We start from the raw sequence: 25,691 nt of genomic DNA on the forward strand, positions 1-25,691 counted from the left end.
CCTGTTGGTAAAAACCTTTTGTCTAGAATGTTAACCATACGCTACTAACATCCTCAAGAGGGTGGCTATTTTGCTTCACCCGTGGAGATGAGCCTTATATACTATTTAGCTTTAAAAAATCTGTCGGGAACTCAAACGTGAAGTGGTTTAAACGCGCAATTATTGCTCTGTTCAGTCTGGCTCTGTTGGGGATCGGTGCCATCACTGCAGCGTATTTTTATGTTTTACCAGACCTGCCAGATGTTGCAACGCTGAAGACTGTCCAATTGCAGACCCCACTGCGAATTTTCAGCCGGGACGGTAAACTCATCTCACAATTTGGTGAAAAACGCCGAATTCCAGTCTCTCTCAGCGAAGTTCCTAAGCCTTTGATTCAAGCCGTTATAGCGACGGAAGATTCGCGGTTTTATGAGCATCATGGTATTGATCCTGTCGGTATTCTCCGGGCGGCAGTGATATTGATTACTACAGGTCAGAAACGCCAAGGGGCAAGTACGATTACCATGCAGGTAGCACGTAACTTCTTTTTGACCCGGGATAAAACCTACATACGTAAAATCAAAGAAATTTTTATCGCACTACACATTGAGCAATTGCTAACCAAAGATGAAATTCTGGAACTCTACATGAACCGGATTTATCTAGGTCAACGTGCCTATGGTTTTGGTGCTGCTGCGCAGGTTTACTATGGTAAAGAGCTAAAAGATTTGACTCTGGCTCAACAGGCTATGCTGGCCGGTTTACCTAAGGCGCCTTCATCCGTCAATCCAATTACCTCTCCTTCCAGAGCAGAGCGACGTCGCAATGTGGTATTAGGGCGTATGTTGGAAGTAGGCTATATCACCCAGGCTGAATACAACAAAGCCATTGAAACCCCAATTACAGCACGCTATCACGGAGCTGAAATTGATCTTTATGCGCCTTATATCTCAGAGATGGCTCGTGATTACATGGTGCAAAAATATGGTGAGGAAGAAGCCTACACCGGTGGTTATGATGTATATACCACCATTGATTCCCGTCTTCAGCGTTTAGCACAACAGGCTATGCGGAATAATGTTTATGCCTATGATCAGCGCCATGGCTATCGTGGCCCTGCCGCAGTTTTGTGGACTGGTGTTGAACCAACATCCGATACCATCATTGCCGCGCTGAAAAAAATCCAGGCAGTCGAAGAGCTGCAACCCGCTGCGGTATTGAAAGTTACAAAGCAACAGGCTGATGTAATGACTGTGGATGGCCGTATCCATACGCTGGAATGGGATGGATTAAAATGGGCTAGAGCATTTATCTCTGACAAGAAGCAAGGACCGCTACCTAAAACGGCTGCAGATATCCTCAAGGTAGGTGAGCGTATCTGGATCCGAAATAATGGTGAGTTCTGGCAACTGTCGCAAATCCCACAGGTCTCCAGTGCTATTGTGTCATTAGATCCACATAATGGTGCGATCCGCACTTTGGTCGGAGGTTTTAGCTTTAAAGAAAGTCAGTACAACCGAATCACCCAAGCTAAACGGCAACTCGGTTCCAATATCAAACCGTTTATTTATGCTGCAGCGCTGGAGAAAGGCTATACCTTGGCGACGCTGATCAATAACGCGCCGATTAACGAGCCCGATATCCGTCAAGGTATTGCTTGGCGCCCCAAAAACTCGCCCAATATTTATGGTGGCCCAACCCGATTACGTATCGGCTTGGCTCAATCCATTAACGTCATGTCCGTGCGGGCAATGCGCCATGTTGGACTGGATAACACCATCAAAAAACTGGAAGAGTTTGGCTTTGACTCTGCAGATTTACCCCGCAATGAATCCATTGCCTTAGGCTCTGCATCCGTCACGCCACTGCAAGTTGCAGCCGCCTTTACGGTGTTTGCTAATGGCGGGTACTTGGTAGAACCTTACTACATCGATCATGTGCAAAATTCTGAGGGGAAATTGATTGAACAAGCCAACCCAACATTAGCCTGTCCACCTGCACCGAAAGTCGCTACTAAACAGCCACTACAAACAGTGGCCACCGATGTCGCTAAAGATACGGGTAAAGATTTAGTAACCGGCGATAACACCTTGGCAGAATTGGAACATGAATCCAGCCCATTGGATAAATGTGATGCTCCTGATGCTCGTCATGCCAAACAGGTTATTTCCAGCCAGACCGCATTTTTAATTACTGATGCACTAAAAAGTGTCATTTGGGGTGGTGGAGACTGGAGTCATAATACGGGGTGGAATGGGACCGCATGGCGGGCAGCCCGTGTGGTGAAACGTCACGATATTGCGGGTAAAACAGGTACGACTAACGAATCCAGAGATACTTGGTTTAGTGGATTTAACCCTAATCTGGAAACCACGGTCTGGGTAGGTTTTGATGATCACAGTCGTGAGCTTGGTCGTACAACCTGGCGCAGTAATGGGTCTCAAGAGCAGATATCGGGCGCAGAAGCGGGTGCTAAAACCGCAGGACCGGCTTGGAACGAGTTTATGAAAGATGCCCTAGCTGGCACGCCAGAAGTACCCGCGACGCCACCGGAAGGCATTGTCTCTGTCAGAATTGACCGGGATACCGGCAAGTTGACCCATAAAACAGACTATACCACCCGGTTTGAATACTTTATCAATGGCACGCAACCAAAAGAGTACGCCACTGATGAACAACCGGACTCGGATCTGTTTAATGACACGCCCACCACGGACGATCTGTTCCAATAACTGAGTCAACACAACGGGCCCGGCCGCCTCTCTAGCGGCCGGGCCACTACAACAGAAAATAACGTACCCCACTCATAAGAGCACTTTTAAAAATGATGATAACCTTACTTGCCATAATCGGTGGTTTCGTGATCCTGACTGTCGGGGCCGAAGCCCTAGTCAGAGGCGCCAGCGCTATAGCACTGAAACTGGGGATCACACCTCTGGTCATTGGTCTGACTATTGTGGCATTTGGCACCAGTGCCCCAGAATTAGCCGTCAGTGTCAAATCGGCACTGGCAGGCAACTCAGGTATCGCCCTTGGCAATGTGATCGGCTCCAATATTGCGAATATCGGTCTTATCCTGGCATTAACAGCACTGATTCGCCCGATTAAAGTACAGTCCCAAATGGTCAAACGGGATATCCCGATTATGATCATTGCTAGCCTAGTGTTCTGGGGGTTATTACTCGATGGTGAACTCAGCCTCTGGGATGGGCTGCTGCTGCTCAGCGCTCTGACCGCTTATCTGGTATTTAGCTACATCAGCGCAAAAAATACGCCGGAAGAGCTGGATATCGATACCCGGCCACAACATCCAGCGTTATCAGCAGGGTTAATTATTCTTGGCATAACCATGCTGATCGGTGGTGGCGTGTTATTTGTTGATGGCGCAGTCGATCTCGCCAAGGCATTTGGTGTCAGTGAAGTGGTTATCGGCCTGACCATAGTGGCAATTGGTACCAGTATGCCAGAATTAGTCACCTCAGTTGTTGCAGCGCTAAAAGGTCAAAGTGATATTGCTATTGGCAATGTGGTGGGCTCTAACCTGTTTAATATTCTGGGGATTTTAGGCATTACTGCTGTGGTACAACCGGTATCTTCTGGTGGGCTGCAAAATTTTGACTTTATTGTAATGCTGGTATTAGCGGCCGTGCTACTGCCCTTTGCTTGGACAGGCCTACGCATTGGTCGCCGTGAAGGTCTGGTATTGCTAATTGTCTATTTAGGCTATATCAGTTTCCTCGTAGCAAACGCTACGGTATAACGCTTAGCGCGTGCAGTCGGTCTATTTCCGGCTGCACATTGCTGCTAACCACCTCGTATTTCTGTCTTCATCTCCAATCTCTATTCAACAACTTATTTTATCCTGTAGGTTTGCAATACCATCTCTGTTATGCTCAAAAAGCAAGCATAACCTCATGAGTAGCCCTTCCCTTTTTAACCCGGGATTGTCTTGCAACCGTTCTCTGATAATATATGTATAAATTCACAGTAATCGAGTGCTAAGGCATTGCAGCGACTGGATCTTACTCCTATAACAGATCTGAAAGGCGTAGCCGCAAAAATGGCGGAGCGGCTAGCCAAACTGGGGATACACAGTGTCCAGGATCTGTTGTTTCACCTACCACTGCGTTACGAGGATAGAACCCGTATTCTGCCCATCGCGGCCTTGATCCCCGGCACTCACGCCAGTATTGAAGCTGAAATCATGGCCAGCCAAGTCATTCATGGCCGCAAACGTATGCTGACTTGCAAAGTCAGAGACGCCTCAGGTCCGCTAACGCTAAGATTTTTTAACTTCTCTATGGCGCAACGCAATGGGTTACAAAATGGCCTGACTATCCGGGCCTATGGGGAGATCCGCACAGGCCAACAGCACTTGGAAATTATCCATCCCGATTACAAAATTATTCAGCCCGGAGAACCCGCAGGACTCACCGAGACCCTGACGCCAATCTACCCAACCACCGAAGGGTTAAAGCAAGCTAGTTGGCTAAAACTGACCAGTCAAGCATTGGTGCTACTCAATGACGATAATCTGCAAGAACTACTGCCTGAATCTCTACAACCTGGGCAAATGAAACTGGCCGATGCCATCCGGCTATTGCATCGCCCGCCAGCAGATGTGTCACTGTTTGAACTGGAGCAGGGGCAACATCCAGCACAGCAACGCCTGGTGCAAGAAGAGTTACTGGCCCATAACCTATCGATGCTAAAACTACGCCAGCGCAGTAACCGGGATAAAGCCGTTCCGCTCCGTCATAGCGGGCAACTCCTCAATCCGTTTCTGGCTGCATTGCCATTTCAACCGACTGGCGCCCAACAACGCGTCGTAAGTGAAATCAGCAGTGATATTGCCAAGCACGCCCCGATGATGCGGCTGGTACAGGGAGATGTGGGCTCCGGCAAAACCTTAGTCGCAGCAATGGCCGCACTACAAGCCATTGAAAGTGGTTATCAAGTAGCAATGATGGCACCAACCGAATTGCTGGCCGAGCAGCATGCGACTAACTTTGCCCGCTGGTTTGAGCCTTTAGGACTCAAAATTGGTTGGCTGGCCGGCAAACTAAAAGGCAAGGCCCGCACTCAGGCATTGGCTGATATCGCCAGCGGTGACGCCCATATGGTGATCGGCACCCATGCCATTTTTCAAGAGCAGGTAGAGTTTTATAATCTGGCGCTAATCATTATTGATGAACAGCACAGATTTGGTGTGCATCAGCGGCTGGGGCTTAGAGAGAAAGGCGCCAAACAGGGGTTTCAGCCCCACCAATTGATCATGACAGCAACACCAATTCCCCGCACACTCGCAATGACAGCTTACGCGGATCTGGATACGTCCATTATTGATGAACTGCCCCCGGGCAGAACCCCCGTCACCACGGTCGCCATTTCTGATTGCCGCCGACAGGAAGTGATCGAGCGAGTAAGACAGGCTGCACTAACTGATAACCGCCAAGCCTACTGGGTCTGCACTCTGATTGAAGAATCAGAAGTACTGGAATGTCAGGCAGCAGAGGATACTGCTCAAGAGCTACAGCAAGCGTTACCAGAGCTCAAAATCGGCTTAGTGCATGGGCGAATGAAAGCAGCAGACAAACAGCAGGTGATGGATGATTTTAAAAGCGGCAAACTGAATTTGCTGGTTGCCACAACCGTTATTGAGGTTGGAGTAGATGTGCCCAATGCCAGTTTGATGATTATTGAAAACCCGGAACGTCTTGGATTGGCACAGCTGCATCAACTACGTGGTCGGGTTGGCCGCGGCGCCATCGCCAGCCACTGTGTACTACTCTATAAAGCACCTTTATCCATGACCGCCACCAAACGACTCGGCGTATTACGTCAAAGTAATGATGGTTTTGTTATTGCTCAACAGGATTTGGAAATCCGTGGACCAGGTGAAGTACTGGGTACCCGCCAAACCGGATTGGCAGAAATGAAAGTGGCTGATTTAGTCCGGGATCAAGCATTGATCCCCCATGTTCAGAAACTGGCCCGACATATGATGGAGCAGGCACCAGAAAATGTTGATGCCATCATTCAACGCTGGCTCGGTGACAGAGAACAGTACGTACAAGCCTGATTAACTCCCTGTAATTATATGGACATAACAGGTTTTTTTGGCAGAATGGAAAACGCACAGTTTGCGTGTTTTCATTTATTTTCCCGGCTCAGCCATACTGCCGCCGGTATTACAGCTAAGGAAGTAACATGCAAGTCAATGAAGAAGACAGACTCGCTCCTCAGGAGAAATCCAGCGGCGGTAATGGTATCGCCATCGCTGCTATCGTATTTGTGGTATTACTCTCAGGCGGCGCCTACTACTACTTCAGCGCAGACAGTAACAACGCACCAGAAGTGGAAGTGACAGAAATTACCCTGCCTGATCCCGCACCGGCTCAACCACTCCCTGTGGCGGAGGCCGTGCCTGAACCAGAAACCATGCCAGAGCCAACACCAGTGGTTGATGTCAAACCTGAGCCTGTCACGCCGGTTTTAGCACCGCTGCCCAGCTTAAATGAAAGTGATCCTTTTATTGAGGAAAAAACCCTCGAACTGGCAGACGGTATGGATATCAGCAATATTCTGGTCAACCACGATATGGCCCGGCAATTTGTGGTATTTATCGATAATCTGGCTCAGGGGAATCTAGCTCGCAACGTCAGCCCTTTAAAAGGTCCGAATCAAAGCTTTACCGTTACGGATATCACCAACAAAACCTATCTAGATCCAGACAGTTACCACAGATATGACATCTATGCGGACTTTCTATCCAGTCTGAATGAGCAGCAATTGCTAGCAACCTATAAGCGTCTGTCGCCACTCTTAAATCAAGCATTTGGTGAACTGGGCTACCAAGATGTCACCTTTAAAGATCGGCTGAAGCAAGCAATTAATGAGATGCTCAATGCTCCCATCGTTGAAGAGCCAATAGAGCTAAGTACTATTAGCGTGAACTACCAATTTGTTGATCCCAAACTAGAAGCCCTGCCTGCTGCGCAGAAACTACTTATCCGTATGGGGCCTGATAATACTCGTAAGGTTAAGCTGGTATTGAAAAAACTAAAAACACAGCTGGATCAGGCATAGCGTTAACGCTTCCTTTGCCCGAGCAGAAAAACGCCCCCGTAGCAGTCATGTCACGGGGGCGTAGAGCCAAAGTCCAATTAAGCATGTGCAGTCATGAACAGGGTTGATGATGTTGGCTCTGAAATACAGTCACCAAACAACCTGTTTGGCAACATACTATTCACAACAATACTACCAACACACCTGACTTGCTATCAATAATAAAAACAGCTGGTTAAAACAAAACTGGGGCTATTCTGTATCAGACTCACACCTGTAGCTGAAACGTCACAGGACCATCATTAATCAATTCTACCTGCATGTCTGCGCCAAATCGGCCAGTCTCTACAGCCATGCCTTGCTCCTTGCAATAAGCAACAAATGCCTCATACAGGGTGTTGGCTTTATCCGGAGTACCTGCACCGGAAAAGCTGGGACGCAATCCCCGGCTCGTATCGGCAGCTAAGGTAAACTGAGATACCACTAATAAACGACCGCCAGCCTGACTGACATTTAAATTCATTTTGCCGTTTTCATCACTAAATACCCGGTATTTCATCACCTTATCAGCCAGCTTCCGCATCGCCGTTTCATCATCATGCTGCTCAACGCCAAGCAATACCAGTAACCCTTTATCTATCGCTCCAATCACTTCCTTCTCGACGGTGACACTGGCGCGACTCACCCGCTGTATTAACGCAATCACAATATTGTTCCTGTTAACTTAACTGAATAAAACTTTTATTAGCCTGCCTTTATCAACACAGACTGAAAATAATTTACTAACCGATTATTAGGTTCTAGAGAGAGGCTTGCTCGGCGCAATATCCTCAGCGCCTCTACGACGCAAATGTTCAAATTCCGGTAATGCCGCTGTGATGACCGCCCCAAGCAATACCACAATCCAAGACAAATACACCCAGACGAACAGAATCGGAATTGTTGCCAATGCGCCATAAATGGCTTCATAGCTAGGAAACTGCGTGAGATATAGCGCAAAGCCGCGCTTAGTCGCTTCAAACAATAATGCCGCGATAATAGCGCCTAACAAGGCATGCCAGAATTTTACCGGCTTATTGGGTACCACTGTGTACAACAGCATAAATGCCGCAATAGAAAACAACAGCGGCAGCCGAGATACGATAAGAGAGACCACCCCAGATAAATGGGCATCATGGAAAATCTGCAAAGACACGACATAAGAAGTCGCCACCAAACTGGCGCCCATTAATACCGGCCCCAGTGTCAGCACCATCCAGTACATGGAAAAAGAGATCACCATACGGCGTTTTTCCTGTACCCGCCAGATAGTATTCAGTGCCTGATCAATTGCTGAAATCAGCATAATCGCGACCACGACCAACGCAGCAATACCCACTGCCGTACCTTTTGAAGCATTGCCGACAAACTGGTTAATATACTGCTGTACTGTATCGCCCGCCGCCGGCAAAAAGTTATTATAGATAAAGCTTTCGATTTCACTGCGAATACCTTTAAACACAGGAAATGCTGACAGCATGGACATGGTAACCGCTACCATAGGCACAAGTGACAGCAAAGTCACATAGGCTAAATGGCCGGCCCGGATATTAATTTGGTCTTCTGACAACCGTTGTTTCAGGTGTTGCAGAAATTGCCATATGGTTTCAATAACGGCCCGGCAAAAGGCTATATCTAACTTGTATTTCACGCCTTATCTCTTGATTCATTTGGTGTTGGTTAAATATCTTCGTACAATACAGCCCACAACAGCTTGTTTACAAGCGTGAGGAGCAATCTGATGTCCGAACAAGGTTCTACCGGCAATGTTATCGCCGCACTGGCCAGTTTTTTTATCCCTGGACTGGGTCAGTTAATTCAGGGCAGGATCTTGCCTGCCATTCTATTTTGTATCTTTGTTTTTGCCGGCTACGCCCTGTGGTTTCTGCTATTTATCCCAGCTATTTTAGGTGGCATTATCCACATCTGGTGTATTGTTGATGCCGCGCGCTACATCCCACCGAGGTTGTACCGATGAAAAAAGCGGTTATCTCCCTCATGCTGGGCACCACCTTACTTATTAGCGGTTGCCAGAGCGCATATTACAGCGCAATGGAAAAAGTCGGTTATTACAAACGCGATATTATGGTGAATCGGGTTGAAGCTGCCCGTGAGTCCCAAGAGGAGGCTAAAGCCCAATTCAGCTCAGCCCTGGCTGAAATGCAGGCATTACTGAATCATGATGGTGGTCAGTTGCAAGATGCCTATGAAAAGGCGCGGGATGAATATGAAGCCGCCCAAAGTGCTGCTGATGATGTCAGTAATCGTATCGATAAAGTGGAAGATGTCGCCCAAGCATTATTTGATGAATGGCAAACCGAAATTGCTGAAATCAGTAATGCCGGACTACGCCGAGCCAGTCAAAACAAGCTGAATCAAACCCGACGTAACTACCGCCAATTACTCAGTGCAATGCAACGTTCTGAAAGTAAAATGCAGCCAGTGCTGACGGCGATGAAAGATAATATGCTGTATCTAAAGCATAACCTTAATGCTCAAGCCATAGGTGCAATTAAAGGAGAATTTAACGGACTGCAAACGGATATCAGCCGGTTAATTCGAGATATGAATAAATCCATTGATGAATCCAACCGCTTTATCAGTGCCATGGACAAGCACTAACAATCACGACAATACCAGCCACTCACCTGTGGCTGGTATTGAGATGTGATCCCGCCTAAGTTTTGCCCGCCTTGCAGCAACAAAATCGGATCTTCGCCACAATTTATAACTTCTTCATAAACTTACATCTCTATCTAGCGTCACAATAGCAATAAAACTCCTAATTTATTCGCCTTATGACTCTAATAGAATCTCTGACTCTAATGCTGGCGCTGGTCTATGTTGGTGCCCAATTATACTGGAGTAAACATACATTTGGTGCACTGGCCATGGTAATAGCCTTACCTATTGCCGTGCTAACAACCATGCACTCACAACTCTTTGCAGCATTGGCGCTGGCGCTAATTATTCTATTGGCATTAAAATTCGCCAAACCGCAATTATTTGCTAATGAAGTGCGAATCAATCCACTGCGTAAGTGGATCCAACATATATTAGCTGTATCAATTTTTCTTTCCGCAATTCATTATTGTATTTATCACCAACTTCTAATTACAGATACGCCCACAGTCTTACTTCGCCCCAATATTGTTGATGCGTTTTTACCTATTGCCGGAGCGATAGAACTACGCGCCGTAATAGAATATGGCCATTTAGATCCACACCATCCCGCTGCTGCAGTATTATTAGCCGTGGTGCTCTTAACCGGCTTACTGTGCAAACGTGCCTTTTGTGGGTGGGCCTGCCCTCTCGGGCTAGCTGGTGAATATCTACATAAGTGGCGCAGCAAGTTTTTTCCTGGTGAATACCTGCCCCCTAAATGGCTAGATATTGTACTGCGCAGCATAAAATACCTGTTGTTGATTGTGCTGCTGTATGTAGTAATCGGTATGCCTAGCGCCTTAGTACCTAATTATCTGAATGGTTACTACCATAAGGTTGCTGACTTAAAAATGGCGGCGCTTTTCGCCTCTCCCGGCCTATTCACCATCATGGCCTTGGCAGCCGTACTTTTATTAGCCGCCTGGCGACGACAGGCATTTTGTCGCTATCTATGCCCCTATGGCGCCTTACTGGGGGCGATAAGCTTGGCCAGTCCGCTGAAAATTCGTCGCAACCCGCAACACTGTATTAAGAATGCCAAAGGCATGCCTTGTGGTAAATGTACCCGGGCTTGTCCAGCGAATATCAAAGTTGATCAACTAATAACAGTTCGCAGTGATGAATGTCAGGCCTGTCTACGCTGTGTGGCGGCCTGCCCTAATAAGCATGCACTGGGAATGGGGTTAAGAACCGGGCAGCGGTTATCTCACCGGGGTGTTGCTATCTTATTACTGCTGATTATGTTTGCCCTTCCCTTTGGGGCTTATCTGGCCGGATGGTGGGAGAGTCAGACCCCTGAGCATCTGCGCCTGTATCTGATGCAAAACCTGGATCGTATTGGGATGTAATAACCGATTTCACTCAGTGGTTAAGCTGTTTCTATAGGATGTGAAACAAGGGCATCGGCGTTCTCCTGATAAAGGCGCTGCGTTGCCCTATTCCAGCAGCCATCTTGTCATAGGTTAATGGCACCCATGCTATCTCTGTAGCTTGCAAGTAACTGAGATCAATATGGCGCTGTTTGGAGAAGCTCAATACAATTCCACATGACTAACAGGCACAAAAAAAACCCACCATCAGGTGGGTTTTTTATTACTATAAAACAGCCGAATTAGCTGCGGTTAGCGCGCTTACGGTCGTTTTCAGTCAGGTGACGCTTACGTACACGAACACTCTTCGGAGTTACTTCTACCAATTCATCATCATCGATAAATTCCAACGCCTGCTCCAGAGTCATTTGAATTGGAGGTGTCAAAACCTGAGCTTCGTCAGTACCAGAAGCACGCATGTTAGTCAGCTGCTTACCTTTTAAACAGTTTACAGTCAGATCGTTAGAACGGCTGTGGATACCCACTACCTGACCTTCGTAAACTTCTGCAGCATGGCCAATCATCAGACGGCCACGGTCCTGCAGACCGAACAGCGCGAAGGTCAGTGCCTTACCAGTTGCGTTAGAGATCAGAACACCGTTAGCACGCTGACCGATATCACCACCCTTATGTGGACCGTAGTGGTCGAAGGAATGGTACAGCAGACCAGTACCAGAAGTCGCAGTCATAAATTCAGTTTGGAAACCAATCAAACCACGGCTTGGGATAACGAAGTCGATACGTACACGACCTTTGCCGTCCAGCTCCATGTTCTTCATGTCAGCTTTACGGGTACCCAACTTCTCAATGACGCTGCCCTGATGCTCTTCTTCAACGTCAACAGTCAGCTGTTCGAAAGGCTCGCACTTAACGCCATCGATTTCTTTGATGATTACTTCTGGACGAGATACGGCCAGTTCGTAACCTTCACGACGCATGTTTTCGATCAGGATAGACAGGTGCAGTTCACCACGGCCTGATACGCGGAAACGATCAGGACTTTCGGTTTCTTCTACGCGCAGTGCTACGTTATGTACCAATTCCTGCTGTAAACGTTCCAGGATGTTACGTGAAGTCACGAACTTACCTTCTTTACCCGCGAACGGAGAAGTGTTTACCTGGAAGGTCATGGTCAGAGTAGGCTCATCCACAGTCAGTGGCGGCAATGCTTCAACCGCACCAGCAGCACACACTGTGTCAGAGATCTTCAGCTCACCCAGACCAGTAATGGCTACGATGTCACCGGCATTGGCACTATCAACTTCGTGACGTTCCAGACCCATGTAACCCAGGACCTGACCCATTTTACCGTTACGAGTTTTACCGTCGGCACCAATAATAGTGACCTGTTGGTTGGTCTTCACGCTACCGCGCTTAATACGACCGATACCGATAACACCTACATAAGAGTTGTAATCCAGCTGAGAGATCTGCATCTGAAAATCGCCTTCTCCATCCGCATCTGGAGGAGAAACCTGATCCACAATAGTTTGGAACAATGGCGTCATATCTTCGCTGATCTCATCTGGATCCAGAGAAGCAAAACCGTTCAGTGCAGAGGCATAAACGATTGGGAAGTCCAACTGCTCATCAGTCGCACCCAGGTTGTCAAATAGATCGAATACCTGATCGATAACCCAGTCAGGACGAGCGCCTGGACGGTCGATTTTGTTGATAACAACGATTGGCTTCAGACCTTGAGCAAATGCTTTCTGGGTTACGAAGCGAGTCTGTGGCATTGGACCGTCTACCGCATCAACCAGCAGCAACACAGAGTCAACCATAGACAGAACACGCTCTACTTCACCACCGAAGTCAGCGTGTCCAGGAGTATCCACGATGTTAATGCGGTAATCGTTCCATTTGATGGCGGTATTTTTGGCCAGAATCGTGATTCCACGTTCCTTTTCCAGATCGTTGGAGTCCATCACCCGCTCAGTCGCTTCGCCACGGGTTGCCAGGGTGCCTGACTGCGCCAGCAGCTTGTCAACCAAGGTCGTTTTGCCATGGTCAACGTGCGCGATAATCGCGATGTTTCTTAATTTTTCCAGCACGGATAAACCTCTTACCATCAGTAAAATTGGGGGGTATACAAACCACCGCCGAAAACGGCCGCAGCTTTAAAAAGTGGGCTATTCTACTCCACCAGTGAGCTGTCGCACAGGATTATTTTTTGCACACCTTATTAATAATAGTTATTTCCGTGTAAATCTTCCCTGACCGCCCTAATGTGCACCAAGTTGGTTAACTTACCCAACACGCAACTAAATTGGTGCAGTAGATGCACTCTATTGGTGCAACTCAGCCTTGGCATTGATGCTGCCAAAATAAAATAATTCTGAAAATCAATACCTTGCAAGCTTGGCACAAGTTTAGCTAATTAGTTAACATAACAGAAAAAGCCAGCAATATAAGCTATAAGCTGGATTAACGTACAGAATACAGACATAAATTGAAGGAAGGTTTCCAACCTTTACCCCGTGGAGGCTCAGCATGTCATACGAAACAGTTTTAGAAAAACTGGCAGAAAACGAAGTCAAATTTGTGGATTTACGCTTTACCGATACCAAAGGTAAAGAGCAACACGTATCCATTCCTACCCATCAGGTAGATGCTGACTTCTTCGAAGAAGGTAAAATGTTTGACGGCTCATCCATCCAAGGTTGGAAAGGCATCAACGAGTCCGATATGGTGTTGATGCCAGATCCAGAATCATTTGTCTTGGATCCTTTCACCGAAGAAACCACAGCGCTAATCCGCTGTGACATTCTTGAGCCCGGTACCCTACAGGGCTATAACCGCGATCCTCGTTCCATTGCCAAAAAAGCAGAAGAATTTATGCGTGGCACAGGTATCGCAGATACTGTTTTGGTTGGCCCAGAGCCAGAATTCTTCTTGTTTGATGATGTTCGATTCGGCGCTGATATGTCTGGTTGTTTCTATAAGGTCGACGCCAAAGAAGCGGCTTGGAACTCAGGCACCAGTTATGAAGAAGGCAACACCGGCCACCGCCCAATGGTAAAAGGTGGCTACTTCCCAGTTGCTCCAGTCGACTCGTCCCAGGATCTGCGTAGCGCCATGTGTCTGGTGCTGGAAGAAATGGGCCAAGTCGTTGAAGCTCATCACCACGAAGTGGCAACCGCTGGTCAAAACGAAATTGCGACCCGCTTTAACACACTGACCAAAAAAGCAGATGAAATTCAGGTACTGAAGTATGTGGTGCACAACATGGCCCATGCTTACGGTAAAACAGCGACCTTTATGCCTAAGCCTATCGTAGGTGACAATGGCAGTGGTATGCACGTTCACCAGTCACTGGCAAAAGACGGGGTTAACCTGTTTGCTGGCGACAAGTATGGTGGCCTGTCTGAAACTGCACTGTATTACATCGGCGGTATCATCAAGCATGCTCGGGCTATCAACGCCTTTACCAACCCAAGTACCAACTCTTACAAGCGTCTGGTTCCTCACTTTGAAGCACCTGTTATGCTGGCTTACTCTGCCCGTAACCGCAGCGCCTCTATCCGTATCCCAGTGGTACCAAGTGCTAAGGCGCGCCGTATTGAAGTGCGCTTCCCTGACCCAATGGCTAACCCATACTTGGCGTTTGCAGCCATGCTGATGGCTGGTCTGGACGGTATTCAGAACAAGATCCATCCGGGCGAAGCCATGGACAAAGATTTGTATGACCTGCCAGCGGAAGAAGCAGCTGAGATCCCAACAGTTGCCACCTCACTGGAAAATGCACTGGAAGCACTGGATGCCGACCGTGAGTTCCTGACCCGTGGTGGCGTGTTCTGTGATGACTTTATTGACTCTTACATCGCGCTGAAAACAGCTGATGCAGAGCGGATCAGCCGTACCACTCACCCAGTAGAGTTTGAGCTGTACTTCAGCCTGTAATCGTCATCAGCTAATCCATTAGCGCATTAAAAAAACCCGGCTAAGGCCGGGTTTTTATTGCAAACAACGTTTCTATTTCACAAAGATAACGCTGAGTTAGAGGATTATTTAGCGCCGCTTATGGCTTAACGCCTCCGGCGCTACAGAGTCACCGTATAAAGTCAGAGATTGATTTAATGCCGTAACGGTTACCGGCAAAATCAGCCCCTGGCGGTTAAATGTCAGCTCCAAGGTGCTATCGACGCCCAAATTCTCTAACTGCAAACGTAAATCATCTCGGCTGTATACCCGCTGACCAGCCACAGTCATCAGTACATCACCATACTTAAGTCCTAAGGCTTTGGCGGCCTTGGTTTTGGTACTGCCAAGAAACAACATATTCGGTAATCCAGCTTGATGAAGCCCTGCCATATATTGCTGTTCCATCAGACTATTTTTCGCCTCTTGCCATAACTCTCGCCGCGCCTGATTCAACTGCCCCGCATCCGCCCACCCCTCGGCCAGTGCCTGTTTTTGCAGGGCAATATCAGCCCGTTGTACTCGAGCAACCAATGCCTGAGCATCGACACTATCCGGCTTTGGCTGTCCTTTTTTGGTAGGCGTATCTGCAGTAAATGAAGGGGGTGAAGTAACAGAGTTATCCGTCGTGTTTACCGGTGGTTGCGGGCGGCGCTGATGAGCTAACTGCCGGTAAGTCTGCATATGGTCGGCAATATCACCACGAAGACCAGCCTTAACCATACGCACCAGCAGATCATTTTCCAGCTGCTGCATAGCAATTTCGTTTTTCAGTTGCGTTAACTTCGCCGCATCATCACTCTCAGCTACCGGGGCTGAAAACTCATCGGTTCCGCCTAGCCAAGCCGCACCGTAACCAATCGCAACGCCAGTCAGACCGCTTAACATGATATTCCGTACCATACTTCAAGCATCCTCTGCTTAATGATCCGAAGCTTAAAATTACCAGTTTTCCCCGCCAGCGCAAACCACAACAAATTAAAATGCCGTGCACCAATACGTTCATTTTCCTGTGGTAATAACGCTGTTTTCCACCAATAAAATCATCAGCAAATGGCATTAATGCCGATCCTCGACTAAAACTTAATGGGTCGCCGCTCACAGAGGACAGCTTGGCTGTCTGACAAGAGATCCCTTTCGCATCAGAACAACACAGGTATAAAGCTGAAGATGGTCGCCAACTCTGCCCAGTTAACGCGGGACAAGCTGTTTGACTCACTGTTCTTACTGGACGATTACCCTTCCTGCCACCACCGCCATGGTAAAGGCTATGTGCAGCGGATCTCCTGTGACAATCTAGCCATTCTGGCTGAACGGCATCCAGAGTGGAGCCGTAATCCCTATATCCCCACCCTCAGCGTGTACGATAAATCAGACGACACAGATCATCTGGCTGTGATGCGTTATTTCCTTGCGCTGGAAAAAGATCCACAACTCAAACAGGCCATCCACCACAGCTTTGAAATGTCATTTGGTGTGGTAAAAAACCAGCAGCGCTGCAATGAATTTCTATTAGCCTTTGAAGAAAATGAGCCCGATAAACCCGTCGCCTTTATCTGTTTTAACTACTCGTTGATGGACAGCTGGGAAACCATGGGTAACCCCTCAGGAACGGAAGAATTCGGGCTTTGCTGTCATCTTATTTTCGGTTATGTCATGCCCACTTGGCGCACCTTAGGGCTGGGACACTGTCTTGCTGATGTTATGACTCGCCGTTTTGCCAATCAGGTCAAACACATCGGCGGATTGCTCAAAGGCACCCAATATGAAGTCACGCCACTGATTTATGAGGGACTTTATGCCAAAGGCGCAGAACACCTACTACAGCACTGTGAGCAAGATTTACAGCTATACTTGAAACAGCAGCAACAAGAATTACCTTTTCATGCCAGTGTCAGCAATGTTTAACCTTTGCCAATAACCAGGCCAATTTGTCTATCTCTGCTTCACGGGTATAGATATGCGGCGACACCCTCACACCTGCAGCGCGTAAATCGACACTCATTCCCGCTTGCTGTAATAACGTCAGTAAACGTTGATCATCCAGAGTATGAATAACTGCAGTGCCACTGCGTTTATCCCTCGCCATCGGGGAGATCAAATACTCCCCAACTAAGCTGTGTAACTTATCCAGTAAGGTCTGATTATGTTGGTATACCTTATCTCCCAGCCTCGCCATATAAGCAATACTGTCAGCAGCCAACACAAATGGCGCAATGGACGGCGTTCCGCCCCAGAATTTCAACGCATTTTGTTCGGCAACAAAATGGTGAATATCAAATTCAAAGGGCTCAGCATGACTAAACCAGCCAACATCCCTTGGGGTGCACTGAGGCAACATCGCCGGATTGCCCCATAAAAACCCTGCGCCCGGGCCACCACAAAGCCATTTCACACAGGAGCCAATGACAAAATCAGCATCTGTTACAGATAGATCCAGTGGAATCACCCCGGCAGACTGAGCAACATCCACCACAGTAATTATGCCCCGGGCGCGCGCCTCTGCGACTAACTGGGCTACAGGTGCCCGTTGGCCTGTATTGGAATAAACCTGACTGATAAACAGCAGATCTGTCTGTGCTGTAAACTGATCAAGCCAGACATTTACATCAGTGATATCAGCATTACGCGGTATAAACCGCAGTTGGGCATGCTCCGGCGCTTGCTGCATCACAAATCCCATACTGGGAAAATCCTGTTCACTGAGCAAAATATGAGGACGGCGAGCCAAGCGAGGATGACTTAACAAAATTTTGCTCAATGCTGAAGAGAGGTTCACTTGGGGACAGAAGTGCTCGGCATCATCATAAAACAACCTTGCCAGCGCCTGTCTAAACCCCGTAATCACCGTGAGCCAATCAGGCCAAGGCTCGGCTTCGCCCTGCTGCCAAGGGGTAAAAAATTGCCGGGCGAAAACCTCCGAAGCGCGGCGAAGCGGCCGACCAACCGAATGGCTGAGTAAATAGCTGCCTTGGGGTAAACAAAAATCCTGCTGCACACCCTCAGGTAATAACATACCGTCTTGTCTGTCAGCAGCAATCTTAGCTTGAGTGGGCGATATCATACCAAGCGCTCCAATTCCTGTTGCAACCGGACAATATCATCATGCCGGGTCGCAATATCATCCCGCTTAGCCGCGCATCGCCGATCTTTTAGCTTTTCTAGTCCGCTCAACAACTGAGCGAGAGCCGGCCCACTGGCCGTTACTTTATCCAGATATTCAGGCGCCAACGCACTGGCAGGTTGGCGAATATATTTTTCGACCAGTTGCTCATGGTGCTGAGCAGCGGTCACCCCATGGCTATGGCACACAGCCAAAAACAGGGCTAAATGTTTCGCAAACCAGGGCTGTTTTGTCTGGTGTTGCGCAATCAAAACCAAAAACTCATCCAGATAATTATTCATCCGCATACAATCACGCAATATCCGCTGATCCTCCGGCACCATATAGAGGAATTTATCCACCAGCAGTGGCGAATACGCCGGATCATTAGCCGGACATAGCCCTAGCAGCATATCAATCACATTGATGCCCGCAAAATCACCGGCATTGGCCCCACGATAAATCTGGCTCCCTACCCGGTAGGGTTTGTAATAGGGACGCACCTGATAAAAGAAGTCATCAGTGTTAAGTTGCTGGTACAACTCAGCATTGCTGCATTGAACCTGAGCCAGAGCATCATTAGCGACAGATAACAGATCCGCCGTCAGTGGATGAGACAAACCCAACGGACGAATTTTTAACAGGGCATCAGCGGCGCGTTTGTAGGCCAAAATACCGCGGGTGTTATAATCCAGAAACAACTGCTCAGCGGGCAAAGAGGTAAAACGCTTATACACGCCATTAATTGCCCGGTTATGGGTCGTCAGGTGTGCGGTGGCAAATCTGGGGGTAACGCCGATAGACGCACCAATGTGCATAGCCAGCGCAGAAGCCTCATACAGAGGGGACACGGTTTCCCGGAAAGGTTCGGTTAATTCATGTCGGCGGCAAGCCGCCATAAACAGACCAACATTACCGAGCAAATCAAATGCGGCATCAAATCCTTGATCGGTATTTCCCTCCAACAACAATGCGGAAATAAGCCTGTTACCTTCCTCCAGCAGCGTCTGTTTTAGTTCATCGCCAATGCCAACAACCCGACTGCGATCTGCCTGTTCAGCATATAACCGCTCTAACTCAGTATTGAGAACGACAAATCTATCCCGAATCCATTGATCAAACCTGTCACTGTGAGAGATCACGTCCAGTACTCCTTACTGTATCCCTAAATACGACCATCAGGTCGGCATCCATATATTACGCTCACCCGATTCTGTCATAACCAACACCCTGAAGCGAACCACTTACAAGGTGTTGAATAAAAAGACTTTTACATGACCGCCTCACAATGAATAAACATGCTTATCGTAAACGCCCTCCCTGTAGAGATATAAGCAGTGAATATATAAAGTTAAATTAGCTTTTGATGATATTTTTTACTTAATAAACATCAAGATAAAGTGCAAAAGATACAATTTATTACAGTATCTAAAATTGCCTACCCTATGGGCGCTTCCACTAAGATAGCGTCTAAATATCAATGCTTTCAGCCCCCTGTATTAAGTCAAAAAATAGACAATAACTTTTTGTTTACGATAGACTCAAATTGTGACAGAGATCACAACCGCAATATTACAGGAGTCTCGTATGTTTAAGAAATTACTGAATAAAACAGCCTTTATCGGACTGTCGCTGCTGTCATCTTCTGCCGTGTTTGCCCATCAGGCTGCGCCGCTGATCTGTAATGATTGCGGTAATGATGCTCTGCAGCAATTGGTTGCAGAAAAAGGCCAGAATCACAGCTTGTACCTGGTAGATTTTGTTAATGCAACCGCCCACAAATTTGATGCTGAGGGTAATGTTGTCCCTATGTCTCTGGGCGAGCTGAACGTGCTCAACCAGAAATATGATTACCGTAAAACGACGCTGCGAGCAGTTTCTCACTAGTAAGTGATACTGTGCCGCAACTGACATACTGCAGCGCCGCCTGACTGTCATGGGCCTTTCCCCTTAAAGGTCACCTCCACACATGACATCCTTCTCTTTCAGTCGGCATGCCCCCGGTCCTATCCGGGGGCCAGTTTGAACCTCTGAGCCAAAATCTGCTGATCCTAGATAACCACTCCAAAATCAACATTATTGACCAATGCGATTTCGCCTGCGGCTTCTATTCTATTTACACCGCCCGTAGAAAAAACAGAACAGGAGCGCCCATGCTAACCCCTAATCCTTTGAATCAAACTCTATGGCTTGATGGCTCGGATAACGACAGTAAACGCCGGGAACTAAAAGCCATGTTTAACCACACTTGGCAGCTGTATGAATCTTTATTTTCCCTTATCAGCAATGAACAGGCCTATTTCAGTCGGCCAGAGCCCCTTCGCCATCCACTGATTTTCTACTTTGGCCATACCGCCACTTTTTATGTCAATAAATTCAGGTTAGCCAAGTTAATTACCACAGGGATCAACCCGGATTTTGAATCCATGTTCGCCATTGGCGTGGACGAAATGAGTTGGGATGATCTCGATCAGCGCCACTACCAGTGGCCTTCTCTGCAGCAAGTCAGGGACTACCGGGCCAGAGTGTGCTCCTTGGTGAATGACATTATTGATTCGCTGGAATTAACCCTGCCGATCACGGCTCAAGATCCTGCTTGGGTGATTTTGATGGGCATTGAGCATGAACGTATTCACTTAGAAACCTCCTCAGTGATTATCCGCCAGCTTCCACTTGTCGATATTCATCCCAACAGCCAATGGCCGGGATGCCCAGAACAAGGACCTGCTCCTGAAAATAGCCTGATAGCCCATCCTGGTGGCAAGCTTACCCAAGGAAAATCGGAGCAAGATAAAACCTATGGCTGGGATAATGAATATGGTCATGCGCAACAAGAGGTTACTCCCTTTAAAGCCTCGCGTTATCTGGTCAGCAATGGTGAATACCTCGAGTTTGTGCGAGACGGCGGCTATCGTCAGCCTCACTACTGGAGTGAAGAAGGTCAGCGCTGGCTGGCCTACACCAAAGCCCAAATGCCTCGATTCTGGCGTGATACGGCCAATGGCCTGCAACAGCGTAATCTCACCGAAGAAATCCCATTACCGCTGAACTGGCCGGTTGAAGTTAATCAGTTAGAAGCCGCAGCCTTTTGCTGTTGGAAAGCGCAGCAAAGCGGCACTCATATCAGCCTACCCACTGAAGCCCAATGGCAATTACTGCGGCAACAGCTAGCGTGCGATCCCGCGCAATGGCCAGAAACTAAAGCCAATATAGCCCTAGGCCACTACGCTACATCCTGCCCCGTTAACCGTTTTGCCCAAGGAGACTTTTTTGATATCAGCGGCAATGTCTGGCAATGGACCCGCTCCAGCATTGATGGCTTTAGCGGCTTTGCTGTTCACCCCCTGTATGATGATTTCTCTACCCCAACCTTTGATGGCCAACATAATCTGATCAAAGGCGGCAGCTGGATCTCCACTGGTAATGAAGCCATCAGGGCCTCCCGCTATGCTTTTCGCCGCCATTTTTATCAACATGCCGGGTTCCGCTATGTGGAAAACAGCGTCGCAATTGAGCCAACACCTCAAGTAACCCCTTATGAAACAGATACCCTAGTCGCGCAGTATTTGGAATTTCATTATGGCGATCGCTACTTTGACACAGATAACTTCTGCACCGCTGCAGTACAAGCCGTCTTAACCGAACTGCCAGATCATTTTGCCCACCGGGCATTGGATATCGGCTGCTCAGTCGGACGAGCCAGTTTTGAGCTAGCGAAGCGGTTTGCCCATGTAGACGGTATCGATTTCTCAGCCCGATTTATCTCCCAAGCCTGCGCCTTAGCCGGACAGGGAGAAAAACGTTATGCCATTGCGACCGAAGGGGAATTACAACAATTTAAAAGCATTGACCTTGCAAGACTGGGATACCGTCAGCTTTCCCATAAAGTGCATTTCTCCCAAGGGGATGCCAATAATCTCAAAGCCAGATTCAGCAATTACCAACTAATATATGCCGCCAACCTGATTGACCGGCTCAGCCAGCCAAAAGCGTTCTTACAACAAATAGGCAGTCGTCTGGTGCCTGGTGGTTATTTGGTGATTAGCTCACCTTACACCTGGCTGGAAGTATATACGCCAAAAGATCAGTGGCTTGGTGGCATTAAGCGTAACGGGGAAAATTTGACCACATTAGAAGGCCTCACGGAGACGTTAATCGGAGAGTTTGAATTGGTAGCAGTAAAAGAGATCCCATTTGTGATCCGAGAAACTAAACGTAAATTCCAACATTCAATATCAGAAATGAGCATTTGGCGTAAACGTCAGGCAGATTAATCCGCAGCAAACGGTAACGACAGTACTCACAACCAGCTCTGATTAAAATGCAAAAAACCGCCCCCAACTGAGGGCGGTTTTTGTTCGTTTAGTGACTGACCTAGCGGTAATTACAAGCCATAGCTATAGCTGGCCTGCAACCCCAGCGGTAGCCCCAGTGCCCAATAGGCTAGCAAGAAGGCTGTCCAACCAATTAAAAACACCACAGAGTAAGGCAGCATCAAAGCAATCAGGGTTCCTATGCCGGTATCTTTGACATATTTCTGACAATACACCACCACCAGCGGGAAGTAAGGCATCAGTGGCGTAATAATATTGGAGCCAGAGTCCCCGATGCGGTAAGCGGCCTGAGTCAAATCGGGAGAGATATTTAACTGCATCAACATGGGCACGAAAATCGGCCCAAGCAATGCCCATTTGGCAGAGCTAGAGCCAACAAACAGGTTCACAAAAGCGGTCAGGAAAATAATACCGACAATGGTGACACTGCTCGGCAAGGCCAATACCTTAAGCACTTCAGCCCCCTCAATGGCTAACAATGCCCCCAAGTTAGATTGACCAAATGCAGCAATAAATAGCGCACAGAAAAAGGCCATCACAATGTAGTAAGCCATGCTGCCCATAGACTTACTCATGGCCTCAATCATATCTTTACTGCTTTTAAAGCTGCCCACAGTAAAGCCATACACAGCGCCAGGTATCCAGAACAGCAAGAAAATCAATGGCACAATGGACTGCATCAGCGGCGCTTTAAAATCCGTCAGCTCACCATTGCCTGCCCGTAGCGGAGAATCTGCTGGGGCACTGGCCAGAAATAGCCCCACCAACCCCAAGAGCATTACAGCGGATGCCAACAAAAAACTGCGCTTTTCTTGGGCTGTCACTTCGTCAAATGATGGCAACGAGCTGGTATCCCCATCCACCTTGGTTGCCTGCAATCTCGGCTCAATAATTTTATCTGTGATATACCAACCCAACATGACAATAAATAGACTGGAAGCCGAAGCAAAAAACCAATTGTTGAGCGGGTTAACTGACATTTGTGGATCAATAATCTGCGCAGCGCTCTGAGTGAAGCTCTGCAGCAACGGATCCAACCCGGAGGGAACAAAGTTAGCACCGAAACCACCGCTGACTCCGGCAAATGCGGCCGCGATCCCGGCCAGTGGATGACGTCCCATGGCATAAAAAATCACCCCCGCCAACGGGATCACCAATACATATCCGGCATCTGTCGCAGTATGGCTGACAATAGCAATTAAGATAATCGAAGGGGTCAGCAACTTAGCTGGGGTCACTTTCAGCATCATTTTCAGTGCGGTATTGATAAAGCCTGAATGCTCGGCAACGCCAACCCCAAGCATTGCCACCAACACCACCCCCAATGGGGCAAAGCTGGTAAAGGTGGTTACCATCGAGGCCAGAAAGCCAGCCATCGCATCACCGGTCAGCAGGTTATGCACCACCAAGGCTTCCCCGGTGCGAGGGTCCAACGTGGAGAAAGTCATCTGGGAAAACAGCGCTGATAGCAACCAGATAAGTACCATGGCAACGAGGAAAATCACCGCTGGATCGGGTAGTTTATTCCCTACCCGCTCAATATTGTTCAACATTCTGCCAACCATGCCGGTCGGCTGCCCGCTATCCACCTGCTGCATACTTCACTCCCTTTTATCTTTGTTATTATCCGGCGCTTTCCAACCCCAAAGGGTTCGCCTGTGGCAGTTATTCTGCCTGTGACAGCTAAAGTAAAGGCAAATCAGCATTGACTCAAGCAGGCTTGCTATCTTAAACCAACACTATTACTCACATTTTTAACTATTTTCAGATTAATCCTGCTGTTTTTTCATCTTACATCACATCCTGCAACTAGCATTCAGTACCCGCAAGTGTGATTCACCACAGCGTGCTCTTCCATTAATAGCCGCCGTATATGCCATTAATCCACTCAAAAACATGCCGTTGCAGACATCCTCGCTGTACAAGCATTATCTAGACTGAACCGTACACAAACGGTGCTTTTTTGCGCAAAGCGAGGTACCCTCAGCAGAACAAGGATATCGGTAGAAAAGGGAACATAGGGTTCGGCTAAAAGCGTTTTACTCTTTGTTGAGTGGCTTTTGCTTAGAATAACTAAGCCGCAACCCACTCGCCGCGATTAAAATGCTTTTGTCTCGAACAAAATTTAACCATGAAAGGTCAACAGATCCTAAGGGCATTCGATGGCTAATTCTGCTTATCACGTTAAATTCAGAGATCGGCTACAGGCATCATCTGGCTCCGCCGTAATGATGCTGATAACGGTATTTGCGATGTCGTTACTGACTCAAGTCACCGCTCAAGCTGCTGTGTATAAATGGATTGATAAACAGGGGCGGGTACATTATTCCGATACCCCAAGAGAAGATGCCAGTGTGGTAACACCTGCGGCCAATACTGAAAATCGTATCGCATTGCCACAGCAAGCACAGCGGGAGTCATTGTCACCTGCAATAACAGCAACTCAGTACCAGTTGACCATCACAACACCTGAGCCAGAAGCTACCATCCGAAACAACAAGGGTGACTTTACCGTGCAGGTAGCCATCACTCCCTCACCGCCAACTTCTACCCGTTTCCAGTTGCTACTGGACAACAAATTGTTACTGCCGCCACAACGCAGCCCGTTGTTTCAACTGCGCAATGTTGATCGGGGTGCCCATCAGATCCAAGTTCAAAGCTTATTGCCTGATGGTCGCATTCTGGCAAACAGTGCCAGCCACACGGTATTTCTGCATCGAGCGATTCACCGGCCACCGAAAAAACCTCAACCAAGACAGTAAAGAGCCCCTCTTAAAACGCCATTATCATATCTGCGGCTCACTATGGTATTGCCAAGGTTGTCGCAAAGATCTTGAGCGTGGTTTAACAGGTAACTATCGCTAAACCTCTCTCTTTATTTGAATATGCTCTTTCGTTCATCCCTATATCTTCATTCTCAATTCTGCGGTTATGGTGCGCAATTGTCCCTATCAGTGACCCCACTGCTGAGCACGATAAATCTGGCATCTATCAATAAAAGCCAAACGGTTAAAAATGGCAGAAATACGGCTTTGATCGCGCTAAGCAAGCAAAGTTAAAAATATAGCCAGACCCTAGGGTCTGTTGACGTTTCATGATTAAATTTTGTTCGAGATAAAAGCGTTTTAATCGCGGCGAGTGGTTTGTCGCCTAGTGATTCTAAGCAAGAACTGCTCAACAAAGAGTAAAACGCTTTTAGCCGAACCCTGCGGG

19 protein-coding genes are annotated in these 25,691 nt (G+C 47.9%); 12 read left to right on the forward strand and 7 right to left on the reverse strand.

The window, feature by feature from the left end:
- Positions 1-137 precede the first annotated feature (137 nt).
- From NFHSH190041_RS17725 to NFHSH190041_RS17740, 4 genes are all read left to right on the forward strand, one after another.
- Positions 138-2,711 carry a penicillin-binding protein 1A gene (locus tag NFHSH190041_RS17725; RefSeq protein ID WP_261923033.1) on the forward strand — a complete coding sequence of 858 codons (2,574 nt, stop codon included), beginning with the start codon at positions 138-140 and terminating at the stop codon, positions 2,709-2,711.
- A 95-nt stretch (positions 2,712-2,806) separates the two neighbouring features.
- Positions 2,807-3,739 carry a calcium/sodium antiporter gene (locus tag NFHSH190041_RS17730; protein ID WP_261925172.1) on the forward strand — a complete coding sequence of 311 codons (933 nt, stop codon included), beginning with the start codon at positions 2,807-2,809 and terminating at the stop codon, positions 3,737-3,739.
- Positions 3,740-3,985: 246 nt separating this feature from the next.
- Positions 3,986-6,061, forward strand: coding sequence for an ATP-dependent DNA helicase RecG (gene recG, locus NFHSH190041_RS17735; protein WP_261923034.1), 2,076 nt, complete (start codon positions 3,986-3,988; stop codon positions 6,059-6,061).
- A gap of 128 nt (positions 6,062-6,189) precedes the next feature.
- Positions 6,190-7,068: a DUF3014 domain-containing protein gene (locus NFHSH190041_RS17740; RefSeq protein WP_261923035.1), complete on the forward strand. Its 879-nt coding sequence runs from the start codon at positions 6,190-6,192 to the stop codon at positions 7,066-7,068.
- A 247-nt stretch (positions 7,069-7,315) separates the two neighbouring features.
- Here the strand turns inward: NFHSH190041_RS17740 and dtd are convergent, their stop codons facing one another.
- Positions 7,316-7,753 (reverse strand): D-aminoacyl-tRNA deacylase, encoded by a 438-nt coding sequence (gene dtd, locus NFHSH190041_RS17745; protein ID WP_261923036.1) that lies wholly within the window; start codon positions 7,751-7,753, stop codon positions 7,316-7,318.
- Positions 7,754-7,840: 87 nt separating this feature from the next.
- Positions 7,841-8,737: a virulence factor BrkB family protein gene (locus NFHSH190041_RS17750; RefSeq protein ID WP_261923037.1), complete on the reverse strand. Its 897-nt coding sequence runs from the start codon at positions 8,735-8,737 to the stop codon at positions 7,841-7,843.
- A 90-nt stretch (positions 8,738-8,827) separates the two neighbouring features.
- On the opposite strand from NFHSH190041_RS17750, the gene NFHSH190041_RS17755 reads away from it, so the two are divergent.
- From NFHSH190041_RS17755 to NFHSH190041_RS17765, 3 genes are all read left to right on the forward strand, one after another.
- On the forward strand, positions 8,828-9,064 hold the full coding sequence (locus NFHSH190041_RS17755; protein WP_261923038.1) for a hypothetical protein: 237 nt from the start codon (positions 8,828-8,830) through the stop codon (positions 9,062-9,064).
- The gene (locus NFHSH190041_RS17760) at positions 9,061-9,708 is read left to right on the forward strand and encodes a DUF2959 domain-containing protein (protein ID WP_261923039.1); all 648 of its coding nucleotides are present in this window, start codon (positions 9,061-9,063) and stop codon (positions 9,706-9,708) included. Before NFHSH190041_RS17755 ends, NFHSH190041_RS17760 begins: the two co-directional genes overlap by 4 nt.
- Positions 9,709-9,884: 176 nt before the next feature.
- Positions 9,885-11,099 carry a 4Fe-4S binding protein gene (locus tag NFHSH190041_RS17765; RefSeq protein WP_261923040.1) on the forward strand — a complete coding sequence of 405 codons (1,215 nt, stop codon included), beginning with the start codon at positions 9,885-9,887 and terminating at the stop codon, positions 11,097-11,099.
- A 263-nt stretch (positions 11,100-11,362) separates the two neighbouring features.
- Here the strand turns inward: NFHSH190041_RS17765 and typA are convergent, their stop codons facing one another.
- A complete protein-coding gene (typA, locus tag NFHSH190041_RS17770) occupies positions 11,363-13,174 on the reverse strand; it encodes a translational GTPase TypA (protein ID WP_261923041.1) in 1,812 nt (603 codons plus the stop codon).
- Between the two features lie 439 nt (positions 13,175-13,613).
- On the opposite strand from typA, the gene glnA reads away from it, so the two are divergent.
- Positions 13,614-15,023, forward strand: a complete 1,410-nt coding sequence (gene glnA / locus NFHSH190041_RS17775; RefSeq protein ID WP_261923042.1) for a glutamate--ammonia ligase — start codon at positions 13,614-13,616, stop codon at positions 15,021-15,023.
- Positions 15,024-15,131: 108 nt separating this feature from the next.
- On the opposite strand, the gene NFHSH190041_RS17780 is transcribed toward glnA, so the two are convergent.
- Positions 15,132-15,944: a hypothetical protein gene (locus NFHSH190041_RS17780; RefSeq protein ID WP_261923043.1), complete on the reverse strand. Its 813-nt coding sequence runs from the start codon at positions 15,942-15,944 to the stop codon at positions 15,132-15,134.
- Positions 15,945-16,211: 267 nt separating this feature from the next.
- Between NFHSH190041_RS17780 and NFHSH190041_RS17785 the strand changes: the two genes are divergently transcribed.
- Positions 16,212-16,949: a hypothetical protein gene (locus NFHSH190041_RS17785; RefSeq protein WP_261923044.1), complete on the forward strand. Its 738-nt coding sequence runs from the start codon at positions 16,212-16,214 to the stop codon at positions 16,947-16,949.
- On the opposite strand, the gene NFHSH190041_RS17790 is transcribed toward NFHSH190041_RS17785, so the two are convergent.
- Both NFHSH190041_RS17790 and NFHSH190041_RS17795 read right to left on the reverse strand, forming a co-directional pair.
- On the reverse strand, positions 16,936-18,057 hold the full coding sequence (locus NFHSH190041_RS17790; RefSeq protein WP_261925173.1) for an aminotransferase class V-fold PLP-dependent enzyme: 1,122 nt from the start codon (positions 18,055-18,057) through the stop codon (positions 16,936-16,938). The two genes, NFHSH190041_RS17785 and NFHSH190041_RS17790, sit on opposite strands and share 14 nt — an antisense overlap.
- A 44-nt stretch (positions 18,058-18,101) precedes the next feature.
- Positions 18,102-19,286, reverse strand: a complete 1,185-nt coding sequence (locus NFHSH190041_RS17795; RefSeq protein WP_261923045.1) for a PrnB family protein — start codon at positions 19,284-19,286, stop codon at positions 18,102-18,104.
- A gap of 445 nt (positions 19,287-19,731) precedes the next feature.
- Here NFHSH190041_RS17795 and NFHSH190041_RS17800 point away from each other — a divergent pair, with 445 nt between their 5' ends.
- Together NFHSH190041_RS17800 and ovoA are read left to right on the forward strand one after the other, a co-directional pair.
- Positions 19,732-20,031 carry a hypothetical protein gene (locus NFHSH190041_RS17800; protein WP_261923046.1) on the forward strand — a complete coding sequence of 100 codons (300 nt, stop codon included), beginning with the start codon at positions 19,732-19,734 and terminating at the stop codon, positions 20,029-20,031.
- Positions 20,032-20,297: 266 nt separating this feature from the next.
- Positions 20,298-22,418, forward strand: coding sequence for a 5-histidylcysteine sulfoxide synthase (gene ovoA, locus NFHSH190041_RS17805; protein ID WP_261923047.1), 2,121 nt, complete (start codon positions 20,298-20,300; stop codon positions 22,416-22,418).
- Between the two features lie 110 nt (positions 22,419-22,528).
- Here the strand turns inward: ovoA and NFHSH190041_RS17810 are convergent, their stop codons facing one another.
- Positions 22,529-24,076 carry an AbgT family transporter gene (locus tag NFHSH190041_RS17810; RefSeq protein ID WP_261923048.1) on the reverse strand — a complete coding sequence of 516 codons (1,548 nt, stop codon included), beginning with the start codon at positions 24,074-24,076 and terminating at the stop codon, positions 22,529-22,531.
- 564 nt (positions 24,077-24,640) lie between these two features.
- On the opposite strand from NFHSH190041_RS17810, the gene NFHSH190041_RS17815 reads away from it, so the two are divergent.
- Positions 24,641-25,240, forward strand: coding sequence for a DUF4124 domain-containing protein (locus NFHSH190041_RS17815; RefSeq protein WP_261923049.1), 600 nt, complete (start codon positions 24,641-24,643; stop codon positions 25,238-25,240).
- The last annotated feature ends 451 nt before the right edge of the window (positions 25,241-25,691 follow it).

Source organism: Shewanella sp. NFH-SH190041 (assembly GCF_024363255.1).
Taxonomy (GTDB): domain Bacteria; phylum Pseudomonadota; class Gammaproteobacteria; order Enterobacterales; family Shewanellaceae; genus Shewanella.